Source organism: Agrobacterium sp. P15N1-A, from assembly GCF_044626815.1.
Classification (GTDB): Bacteria; Pseudomonadota; Alphaproteobacteria; order Rhizobiales; family Rhizobiaceae; genus Agrobacterium; species Agrobacterium leguminum.
Map to the genome: position 1 here is coordinate 31,682 of NZ_JBIUPF010000008.1, position 10,937 is coordinate 42,618.

General features: G+C 56.3%; 9 protein-coding genes. 2 read left to right on the forward strand and 7 right to left on the reverse strand.

The features are described from left to right. Nucleotides 1–13: 13 nt before the first annotated feature. The 6 genes from ACIK7D_RS23045 to tmk form a co-directional block, all read right to left on the reverse strand. Nucleotides 14–1,123, reverse strand: coding sequence for a hypothetical protein (locus tag ACIK7D_RS23045; protein WP_400157448.1), 1,110 nt, complete (start codon nt 1,121–1,123; stop codon nt 14–16). Nucleotides 1,124–1,274: 151 nt separating this feature from the next. Then, complete coding sequence (locus ACIK7D_RS23050; protein WP_400157449.1) at nt 1,275–1,883, reverse strand: hypothetical protein; 609 nt, start codon at nt 1,881–1,883, stop codon at nt 1,275–1,277. Between the two features lie 151 nt (nt 1,884–2,034). Beyond that, on the reverse strand, nt 2,035–2,376 hold the full coding sequence (locus ACIK7D_RS23055) for an exonuclease domain-containing protein (protein ID WP_400157450.1): 342 nt from the start codon (nt 2,374–2,376) through the stop codon (nt 2,035–2,037). Next, a complete protein-coding gene (locus ACIK7D_RS23060) occupies nt 2,376–4,394 on the reverse strand; it encodes an ATP-binding protein (RefSeq protein WP_400157451.1) in 2,019 nt (672 codons plus the stop codon). The genes ACIK7D_RS23055 and ACIK7D_RS23060 overlap by 1 nt, the downstream gene beginning before the upstream one ends. After that, complete coding sequence (locus ACIK7D_RS23065; RefSeq protein WP_400157452.1) at nt 4,391–5,686, reverse strand: SIR2 family protein; 1,296 nt, start codon at nt 5,684–5,686, stop codon at nt 4,391–4,393. Before ACIK7D_RS23065 ends, ACIK7D_RS23060 begins: the two co-directional genes overlap by 4 nt. A gap of 426 nt (nt 5,687–6,112) precedes the next feature. Then, on the reverse strand, nt 6,113–6,724 hold the full coding sequence (gene tmk, locus ACIK7D_RS23070) for a dTMP kinase (RefSeq protein ID WP_400157453.1): 612 nt from the start codon (nt 6,722–6,724) through the stop codon (nt 6,113–6,115). A gap of 44 nt (nt 6,725–6,768) precedes the next feature. Here tmk and ACIK7D_RS23075 point away from each other — a divergent pair, with 44 nt between their 5' ends. After that, complete coding sequence (locus ACIK7D_RS23075) at nt 6,769–8,154, forward strand: B12-binding domain-containing radical SAM protein (protein WP_400157454.1); 1,386 nt, start codon at nt 6,769–6,771, stop codon at nt 8,152–8,154. A gap of 168 nt (nt 8,155–8,322) precedes the next feature. Next, a complete protein-coding gene (gene dgt / locus ACIK7D_RS23080) occupies nt 8,323–9,654 on the forward strand; it encodes a dGTP triphosphohydrolase (protein ID WP_400157455.1) in 1,332 nt (443 codons plus the stop codon). A 169-nt stretch (nt 9,655–9,823) separates the two neighbouring features. Here dgt and ACIK7D_RS23085 read toward each other — a convergent pair whose 3' ends face one another. Then, nucleotides 9,824–10,732: a DUF4365 domain-containing protein gene (locus ACIK7D_RS23085; RefSeq protein WP_400157456.1), complete on the reverse strand. Its 909-nt coding sequence runs from the start codon at nt 10,730–10,732 to the stop codon at nt 9,824–9,826. Nucleotides 10,733–10,937: the final 205 nt, after the last annotated feature.

Genomic DNA, 10,937 nt, shown 5'->3' on the forward strand with positions numbered 1-10,937 from the left:
CACCAGGAGGACCTCATTCAGTGAGATAGATTTTCACGGTTTCCCGCTCTTTGTCGGCCGTTAAAGCAGTCTGCCAGCTAAATTCCTCTTTCAGCTTCTGCTGAACAACGTCTTTGATGTCAGTCGCCTCTGGGGGAAGTTGTTCCTCCGTAAAGAAATCTCGCCTGCCTGAGCCGAAGATAAGCGTACCGTCCTCAAGATATTCGATGGCTCCGGTCTGCGACAATCTGGTCAGCTGGCTTGATGCCAACGACATCACGGTTTCAATCGCAACAGGGCCGCTTGAGACGGCTTGCAGAATTTCGGTGAAGATGCCGACATACAGGCCCGAATTCGCTAAACCGGGAAGCTCAATGAGCGAGTAGCCCTCTATCAGGTCGTTTCTGAAGCGACTTTGATCGGCCTCCAGAAACAGTGCGTAATTACTGCGCAGGATCTCGGCCGGAGCAACAGTCGCATCCCACCCAGCACCTGGCGGGTCTTGGATGTCACCCCTAATACCGCTTGTGCATAACGTCCAAACACATCCGCTTCTGGAAGTCGGCGCAAGACCATTCACCGTGTTGATAGCAGAAACCTGCGCCATGGCGTCGTTCATGGCGGAATTCATGGTGGAGGCTGTCAAGCGGCCCGCTCCGTTTCGGACTGACCGACCTTTGGATTCCAGAACATGAATGCCGCCGGGACCGAATGCGAATAGGTCAGCCTCCTGCCGACCAACTGTAAGCAGCGGAGCTTTGAGTGCCGGACCGACTGCGGGCAGCCAAACTGATCGCGATGCGTGCACAACCTTAGGAGCGTTCAGCATCTGGCAAGCAAATAGCTTGGTGAAGCCCTGTCCGATATAGTAAGCGGCATGCTTGCTTTCGCTATTGTCCACATCGAAGTAGTAGCTCGACAACGCCAGAGCGCCGCCAGGACGCGTGTCCAGGAATGGGAGAACATTTCCTACGATATGGATCACCCTACGTGCCCAATCGGGACCGAAGTTTTTGAAAAAACCGTCATAACCGCATGACAAAGCCGCTAAAAACAGCTTCCATTTCGAACATCGAAGGCGTTTGCGACCATTCAATATGCTAAGTGAGCCGGTGAATCCGCTGCATTCGATTTCGATGGACATACTTTTGGACAGTATTTACGGAATGATTACCCGGTGTTTAGCTCATGAAGATGAATACATCATAAAAGGTGTTACGGAAATCCGTTATGGGACAACCTTGCTACGCAATAGGGTCAGGCATTGAGTAAAAACCACACCTGATCCACAAAGGTCACAGTTCAACCTCTTCAAATCCTTCGTCTGAGTATTCCGACCGAGGCCCCGACGCTCTTACCAGCGCGAAGGCGGTCGTGACATCCTCATCGCGCAGCTTCAAAGCAATACGAAAGTCGTCTTCCTCTGTGGCCGTCTGCACGAGCGATGCATCAAACAGCTCTGGCGCGACATCAAGGAGCCTTGGTCGCTTGCCCTGCTTTGCGTCACCATGTTTGACACAATTCACGATCATCCTCAGCCGGTCCAAGCCAGCTTCGTCAAATTGATACTCAGGTCGAGCTTTTGCAAGGCCGACCCATTCTTTAAACGTCTTGCCACCCAAACTGGTGCGGCATTGGTTTTCCCAGAAATGATAGATCATCATCGCAAACGCTTCTCGCAGCGTTTTCAACGACTGCTCGGCTTCCCAGTCAAGATCGATCAAGTGATCGACGTAATCCCGCTCTTCGTTATCGTTTGAAGCGGCCGCTATGGACGCTTGAATCTCGTCCATCTGGACCTTCACCGTTTCTTTCTCTCGCTCGAATGTTTTCCGGCTTTCCTGGTAAGCCCGCTCGATGCTTCGAAAGCCCATTTGAAAACCGATTGTCGCCCAGGTAACCATTGAAACCTCCAATATTCGTTTGTTTGCGGCTGAAAAGAAATGAACCGCCGACCAGCTCGTTGGATGATCCAAGGCGCTGTAAGCGCGTGATTTATCGGAAAGCAGCGGGAATGGTGACGCTGCGGTAAAATTTAGGTCTCACCCGAACGTCCTATCGACTTCCCTTCCCATCCACCATGGCGTCAGAAATACCGGTCAACGTCGTGATTTCTGGTGAAATCGGCTTCGTAGGCCGCGGAGACGGTCGAAGGGCTCTTGGCCCCCCACTCATCCCGTCCAGCCCACGTCGAAAAGGTACGATTGTCGGCTCAATAATCTTGTTCAGATCGGGATCGAGGCCTGTCGTCTCGACGTCGACCATTAAGCCCAGGCTCGTCTCCGCAGCGTCGTATCCTTCCACCGGCCTTCGCGGTCGAAGGCGCCGTAGTACCCGATAGTCTGAGCTGGCCTCTTGCGCCGCCGCTAACCCTTCCAATTTTGGGGCATCGATCATCAGTCGAATACGCCCCTTGCACCGACATTCTGGACAGATGACACAGCGATCCGAACCTGAGCTGCACGCCCCTCCTCGTGGAACCAGAGTTCCCCAATCTTCGCGTCATCACTTTTCGGAAGCGGTTTTGCTTCCCGCACCTTGAAGGTGGTCGGAAGGTTCACCGATGTTCCGAACACGAGCGCGTGCTGCTTCGGCAACGACGGCAAACGCTTCAGGACCGCTTCGGAAATGAATGGCGTCATCTGCCGGATCTGCGAAAGGTCATCCGGGTTCTGGATTCTATGGATCACAAAATTCGAGCATTGCGAGAGAACAGTTTTGGAAAGTTCGCTTGGTCGTTGCGAGGCGACCAACAGGAAAAGCCCGTATTTTCGCCCCTCTTTGGCAATGCGTTCATAGATCTTGCTGGCGTCGATCGCAAATTTCGAGGGAGTCTCGGAGATGTAGCGATGGGCCTCCTCAAGCAAGAGGTGAACAGGGAAACGGTTTCTTGGCTCGGCTTGCCGAAGCAACCGGAATGTCATGCGCGCAAGCACCGACGAAACGAGTTCGACCACCTCGTCCTCGACAGCGTTCATATCCACTATGATGATCTGATTGCGTTTTTTCCAATGCTCGCCAATTTTTGACAGCCCAAGTAACTGTTCGAGGAAAGCCTCCATTGTCGGGGTCGTTTCGCCCGGTTTGATGTCGTAACGCATGAAGGCATATTCGGATCTATCGCGAAGCGACTTGAACCGGGTAAACATCTGCGAGCAGTAATCACGAATTTGCCTGTTTCCATGCGCCTCTTCATAGAGGATCGCAAAATCCAAGCATTCTTCAAGATCATCGAACGTGAACGGCGTCCGCTTGTAGGACGGCAGATCAACATCCTCCCGAAGTTTTTTGCGAACTTCATCCAGAAATGGAGCCAGATTTCCCGCGGCGAAATTTCCGTACTGGTAGTTTGCTCCATATTTCTGGAGAAGATTTGTGTTCAGGTGTTTCGTTGGATACTTCTGCAACAACGATACGACGCGTTGAAACTTTGCGACGGGCGAGTCCCCATCGGCACCCCTGAAGCATTCAATGACACAGGTGGCGATAAAGTGCTCCTTGATCGCCAAGGCTTCCGGAGCGTTTTCCCGAAACAGCCCCGTCAGGCCCAAAGCTGTACGAAGAACCGGAATTTGCGTTCGCTCGCTGGCTTGCAGAAGCAGCTCCCATTCAGATTGTTCCAGGAACCAGTGCGGGAGACGGAATTTCCCGCTATTCGCAGTTCCGTCAAGCACGACATGGGCGACGCCAACGCCGTTCTCTTTGGCGAGCGGCATCAGCGCATTAGCGTATTCGCCGTTCACATCGAAAACCACGAACGTCGCCCCTCGGGCATGGAACTCGTCCGCCTTGTCGAACAACGACTGGAGTACCGAGGCCACGGTGCAGGATTTGCCGCTCCCGGTATTACCAAGGACAGCCGTATGGCCGCCGAAAAAGTCGTCAATCCGGACTTTGACATCATAACCCTCGAACACCACAGAGCGGCCGATCGACATGGCGCGAAAGCGCGTCGCATCTTCGGGTACTAGCGGCACACCATTGAGACCTGCAGCGGGTTCGCTCGGCTTGTCGGTCTCGAAAACGCGATCAAGCTCCGCATCAAGAGCATAGAGAGCATCTGCGTAGAGCGACGGAAAGACGGATACACCGAAGCGGAACTTCGCGCTCCGGTCTTGCGGGAGCATCCCGACCGGCACGACGTCGAGATATTTCGCGGACGCCGCCTTGTCCAGCTCCCCCTCGCCACGTCCGGCGCCGGCGATGTCCCGCTCTCGCAGGCCGACAACTTCCACCACGACATACTCCGTCTGAACCGGAATCATAAGGAACGAGCCGAGACGGGCAACATAGTGGACGTCATCGAACCCGACGACGGTGAAATTATCCGTACCTGCGTGCATCTCGACGACGAAGCGGTCGGCCGCGACGGAGACAACCTTGCCGATGGCGCGTTTGCGGTCGTCTCGGCTCATTCGCTGTCTCCATCTGTTGATGGAGCCTCAGCCTTCTTCGGGGACATCGCCTCCAGCACTTTCCGAATTGCATCGTCTATGCGCTCGCTCGGCCGCTGGGGCATGAACTCTTCAATGATCGTATCGAAATAATGCGCCTTGCGGTCGGTTTCCGGACCGCTGCCACCGATAATCCAGATGCGGGGATCGTTCAGGGCGCGGAGCTTGGCCACCTCTCCCTCCAGCGTCGGATCGACAAAGATTACCAGGCGGAACGTCGGTATGGTGAGCGCCTGATAAATGATATTGTTGATGTGTTCGTCGCCGAAGGCATATCCCATGGTGAAGAGAACGCTTTGCTCCCTCACGATCCGCGACTGAAACTCGCGGAACAGGTCGGCATAGGGCGATCCGAGGCTGGAGTTTTGCTTCGCAGGGGTGGGATAGATCATCACCTTTCCCGGTTCCTGCTCTTTCGAGACAGCCGTTTCGCGGATCGGGAACAGGCCGTGATCGTCTTCGGTCCAGCTAATCGACCCGTGAATCTTGCAGAGATAGACGAAGCCATCCACAGCCGACCATTTCCTATTGGTCAGATCGAGCTGCTCGGCAAGTGCGTAACGGAAGGTCGCCGGATTGAAGCGGCGTTCAACCACGCCGGAGAAGCCGTTGGCATAAGGCAGGCCGAGCCGGTCCATCGCCGTCTCGTTGAAAAGGTCGTAGTTGGTGGTGAAAATCCACGGACGCGGCAGCGAGCGGTCGCGCAGAACCAGCTTTCTGTAGAAGGTCTCGTAGAGCACTCCGACGGAGTGGTCGCCATTGGCGAACGCTCCGTTCGTGCATTTGTCCCAGAGGAAAGCCTGCACCTTCTGGATGATCGAATTGACGACCTTCAGATTGTCCTTTGCCTTGGGAAGCGTGCTTCGTGAGAGCGTGAACCGAAGGCTGAACAGCAGTTCCATCAAACGTTCAAGGTTGCGGGAATATTCCTTGTCCGCAATATCGATCCCGAACTCGTCGGCAAAAGCTTTCCGCTCGGCGGCAGTCGGGAACCCCGCCTCGTCAGCGGCCCGCGCCTTCGTGAACTCCTTGGCGAGCGGGGCCATGGTTGGGATGCCAACCTCCCGCCAGTCATCGCCGAGCAGATCGTCAGTTTCCTTGACATAGTACGACGAGCATCCTGCGCCAAGCAGGAACGCCACATTCTTTGCGTTCAGCGATTCCGACAACGCTTTCCTGACGACATCGGCGCCGGCTGGCCATTCAAGCTCACCGGCATCTGCCTCGACGCCCCGCAGAAATTTGAACGTCAATTTCTCAGGTTCTTCTCCATCGGAATCCGCCACGAACACCCCCTCGTTTAAAAAATGCCTCAACATCCGCCATCGGCCGGAACAATTTCATCGGCTGATCCGGAAACCTAAAAAGCTTTCGCGACCGTAGAAACGCACGCTCGCATCTTGGCGTCCACAATGACCGCAAATGACGCGAACTCTCTACGCACGGCCTATTAGAGCATCCGCGAGTTGGAAGCGCTCACCCCCTTCGCTGCCAGAACCGATCGACACATACTGATGCTTGGCTTTCCAGTCTGACTGGCCCACTGGACCTAGGGGCCATTTGCAATCCATCGCTAATAAAATGCAACCCACTTCTGCAACCCTTTCAAGGGTATCCGAGGCTTCATTCCGGAACGGGTCGCACCCTCGAATTTAGAAAAAACTGGCGTGCCTCTCACTCTAAAGTAGTGGTGTAATTCTCGACCATATATCGGCAGCCACCTCCTCCTCGGCGCGGTCAGCATTCACTAGATGGCAGCGGTCGGGGTCGTTCGCCGCGGCCGAACGGAAGCCATCTGCAATCTGTACGAAGTTGCGCCTGTCCTCAGCCGGATCACCGGGACCGTCATTCCGGATTGTCCTGCGTGCCGCTGCCCTGTCTGGTGACAAATCTAGTATGATAGTCACATGCGGGCGTGCGTCACCGACAACTGCGTGCAGGGTGGCGTCGAATAGAGGTCTGAGATCCTCGGCCGCACCGACGACTTGCAGGGCGTAGGTCGAATCGAAGTAGCGATCCGAGACGACCCAGTTGCCGCGGGCCAAAGCCGGGCGGATCACACTCTGGACGTGATCGTACCGTGCTGCATTGACCAGCAGCAGTTCCTCCACACGCTCCAGCTGCCGGTCGCCGTGGGTCAGGATGGCGCGGACTTCTTTTCCGAGCCGGCCGCCGTCGGGTTCCTTGGTTTGCACGACGCTCCTGCCTTCCACACGCAAGCGCTCGACAAGGCGTTTGACCTGAACGGATTTTCCGCTGCCGTCGATTCCCTCAATACTTACAAACGGCAAGTTGAACTCCTATATCACTAGCTGGCACCGCAGGAAGGCAATTCATGGCTCGATCAAATGTTGTTGTCTTTGTTTCCGCGGGTATGTCCGCCCCTAAAAAGCGCGACCATTCGCTAGCCCGTCGACAGCTCTACCTTAACTACGGCGCCTTGTCGTTGGCAACGATGTTGCAACTTAAGGGCTATGAAACGCTTCTACTTCATGGGGAGCATGACACGCCGGCTGCGGCAATGGATCGCCTCTTAGCGATGGGGGCAATGCCCTCGTCCTTTCCACTGATGGTTTCCATCCCGAGCTTCTACGCCCTCGGCTGGGCCAAGGCCTTCTGCGCCCTCGCAAAGATGGCGGACCCCGACTGTCGCATAGTCGTGGGAGGCCGGTGGGTGGTCGGGCCTGATGTCACGTGGTTGCGAACCAAGCTGCCCGAAGCCGACATTTTCGTCGAGGGGCTTGGCGAACCCATCGTCGAAAGCCTTTTGAGCGCGAACCCCGACCTTCGCAGGCTCTCGGCGCCGACACCCGGGTTCACTTTAAATCATCTGCTCGTGGACGGCTACGAGCGGTATCAGCCTAGCTTAGAGGCCTCTCGCGGTTGCGGCATGAAATGTGTCTTTTGCGAGGAGCGCGATATTCCGCTGGAAAAGCTGCGCGATCCTGATGACCTCGCCGCATCGATGGCTCTCGTCCAAGAGCAGTACCGCGGAGCTGAGATTCACCCTTACCTGCAGGCGTCAATGTTCGCGCCCGGCCGCCAATGGAGCGAGCGCCTCGCTTTCGCCGTCCAGCGTTTGGGGCTCCGCATCGAATGGCGGACGGACACCCGAGTTGATGCCATGACACCGGAAACGGTCGCGGCGCTGGCGCAGGCCGGATTGAAAGTCATAGACCTTGGGCTTGAGACAGCGTCTCCGGCCCAAATCTTGGCCATGGCGAAGTCCCGTGATCCTGACAGGTACCTAAGGCGTGCATCTGACCTCATCGAGGCGTGCAGCGAACACGGCGTGCGGGTTAAAACGAATGTGCTGCTCTACGCGGGTGAAACGCAGCAGACTCTTGAGGAAACATCGGCATGGCTCGACAACCATGCTTCGGCGATCACAGGCATCTCCGTAGGCCCGGTCATTGCCTACGGGCCACCGAAAACCGCGAACCCGCTACTGAGTGACTGGATGGAACGCGGGGCTAGGCCCGTAGACCCGGCAAGCGCCGAAGCAACCGGCATCACCTTGCTGCACCTCAGCAAGCACTTCGACGCTGAGGAGGCCGAGGCCGCGAGCCTTTCGCTTTCTCGTCGATTTATGGATACTAATTCCTATTTCGAGCTCAAAAGTTTTAGCTACTATCCACGGAACTACGGCCGCGCCGATTTCGATAGGGACGTAGCGGCTGCCGACCCAGCCCGGCTACCCTTTGCCTTGGAGCCCGCGTGAGTAACTGGCGATATGGGCGACCGACTGAGGGTGTTCGATGCCCGTTACCTCGGCTCGTATACGGCAGCAACCTTAGACGGATTTTAATTCCGTATCCGCGGTTTACACAACTTTCCTCAGCGGCTACTAACGTAGCAGTTGTGGCGCGCAAATAGTTGGAGAAATCACGTGGATTGGCAGAACCTCCTCGACCGAAGGCGTTTGTGCGACACGAACTACGTTGAGAAACCAGACCGACCGACGTTCATTCAAGACGCGGACCGAATTACATTCTCTGCTCCCTTCCGTCGCCTTGCCAACAAGACGCAAGTCCATCCCCTGTACGAAAACGACCACCTACACCATCGACTGATCCACAGCGTCGAGACGGCGAGCGTCGGCCGCTCCCTAGGCATTGCAGTAGGCGATTGGCTCGAGAAAGAGCATGGCCTCGGCGCGGGCGAGAAACACGTCGTCGCCGGAATGACTCAGGCTGCTTGCCTCGCGCATGACATAGGGAACCCGCCCTTTGGGCACTCAGGAGAGGCGGCGATCGGAAGCTGGTTCGCGGAGCGCTTCGACGGTTCGTCAGAACTGTTCGGTGCGATCGGGGCGCCGCTTCGGTTAGAATTCAAGGATTTCGAGGGGAACGCCCAGGGTTTCAGAATCATCAGCAGACTGGAGATGTACCGGAACGAGGGCGGCATGCGCCTCTCGATGGGGGTGCTAGGCGCCTTCGCGAAGTATCCGGTGACCGCCAAGGTCCGCGCTAGTGCAACCCAACCATATCGCGGGCTCAAGAAATTCGGTGTGTTCGAGAGCGATGCCGAGCTGTTCGCCCAGGTCGCCGAAGCGGTGGGGTTGCCTGCGGAAACCATCGGCGCCGACCGCTGGTGGCGCCGCCACCCACTTGTCTTCCTCGTCGAGGCCGCGGACGACATCTGCTACAACATTCTCGACCTCGAGGACGCGTACGCGTCCGGCGACTTTCCTGAGGACGTGGTCCTGAAGCATCTTCAGTCCCTCGCCGGCATACCCAACGTCCCTCTAGCCGACAGAACGACTGACGAGATCATCGCCTATGCCCGGGCTCGCGCGATCGGGTCGGCCATTGATGCCTGTGTCGCGGCCTTCAAGGAAAACTATGAGGCGATCATGTCAGGCTCTTTCTCAGGATCGCTTATCGAGGTTTCCGCTCGAAGCGGGGAATTTGCCGCGATTGAGAAGCTCTCCAAGCAGCGCCTGTTCACCTCTCCCCGCAAGACGGAGCTGGAGGTCTTTGGCAGGAACGTCGTGCACCGGGTGCTTGATGGACTGATCGGCGTCTTCGAGCAGTTGCGCGCCAGGAACTGGGAACCGGCCGGGCTCGACGGTTACCACGAGCAACTTCGCCGGGCAGCCAATCTCGATTTACGCGACGTTAAAGACGAATACACAGCCCTTCACGCGCTTGCGGATTACGTGTCAGGAATGACCGACCGTTACGCCGTCAAGATCGCCAAGCTCGTGGCCGGGATCTAGGAGCCGGCTGAACCCCGGATTATGTCGACCATCATTCCGCGAGTGTGATGTGGTTGACAAAGCCACAATCTAGATTCAACACTTGCCTGAGGCGTAGGGAGCGCGCTCCCGTCCGAGGTCCTTGGACCTTTGCGATCGAAAGACGCAGTGGTAGGAGGTTCCCTGCGTCTCACTTGCGGCCTAGCACATCCCGTCCCCTACGAGATTCGTAAATCGACCAAAAGCTGTAGTAGTAGTTTCCGACCGTGCCTCGCCGCCTCAAAATTAGCTTCACCATACAGGTTTGCCTGAACGGGAAGGTTAGAGCCACGCGCGCAATGACAAGACGCCCACCGTCAAATTCATCAGAAACCTCCAGCGCGGTTTCAGGCGTTGCCTCGATTACCCGACGGGTGCCTCCCAACACGAGCATCGACTGCAGTTGCGTTAGGCGTGCGCGAGACTGTCGGGTAATGTGGCGCCAGCCCTCCGAACTGAAATTGACCAATGGTCCACTTCCCCCCAGTCTCGGAGGATCAGCTCTCAGCTGTCGATAGAAGGCCTTTGCGTTGTTCTGAAGGTCCGTGGTACCTTTTTTCAGGTAGTCGAAGTCCGCGGTTTCAGTGTCGACACGCGCCTTTAGGAGATCGCGGTGAATGTTTCCACAGAGAATTGCGAGCCGCCGCGCACTTGATTGCCCAAAGCTGCACTTGGGGTCAACGAATACCTGACTTCCCTTTACCGCGCCAGGTTCAAGCAAATTGACCCAGTGTGTCGCATACGGAGGGGTAGGCGAAACATGAACCAAAATGGCGGCGCCTACAACCCGTCGCCACTGCTCGTAGTTTCGAGCAAGTCCCGCCTTCCTAAAGGAGACACAGATCCTGCCTTTAGTATCCGTGCGAGAATCGTGGCACTTCACCTGAACATAGATGATTTGCCCTGTAGGTATTCCTCCCGATTCTACAAAGATGAGACCGTCGACGCCATCGTCGTTTGCAGCATCGAGTTGTTGCCAACGCCACCCCATTTCGAGGACAACTTTCTCGACCTGATTTACCCCAAGCTGTCCGCGACGCTGCGATGAGTACGTTGCCATGTCCCTCAAATCCGTTGGTGCCGGTTCTATTCAAGCCCTCAGATAACCTGCTCAGCTTTCGAGTTAAAGGAACGTTGACAACCCGGCTGCTCGGCATGCCGGCATAAGTGTTCCCCGCCATCTTTGCTGGCTCATGGGCTGAACCGCAATATTGTCAGCTTTTTTTTGATGGAAGTTGACTTTGTCAGATTTCATGTGAATATTA

Coding starts and splice junctions, on each gene's coding strand:
- ACIK7D_RS23050 (WP_400157449.1), bottom strand. CDS start 1,883: ATGGTTACCTGGGCGACAATCGGTTTTCAAATGGGCTTTCGAAGCATC.
- ACIK7D_RS23085 (WP_400157456.1), bottom strand. CDS start 10,732: ATGGCAACGTACTCATCGCAGCGTCGCGGACAGCTTGGGGTAAATCAG.
- ACIK7D_RS23045 (WP_400157448.1), bottom strand. CDS start 1,123: ATGTCCATCGAAATCGAATGCAGCGGATTCACCGGCTCACTTAGCATA.
- ACIK7D_RS23075 (WP_400157454.1), top strand. CDS start 6,769: ATGGCTCGATCAAATGTTGTTGTCTTTGTTTCCGCGGGTATGTCCGCC.
- ACIK7D_RS23060 (WP_400157451.1), bottom strand. CDS start 4,394: ATGAGCCGAGACGACCGCAAACGCGCCATCGGCAAGGTTGTCTCCGTC.
- ACIK7D_RS23055 (WP_400157450.1), bottom strand. CDS start 2,376: ATGATCGATGCCCCAAAATTGGAAGGGTTAGCGGCGGCGCAAGAGGCC.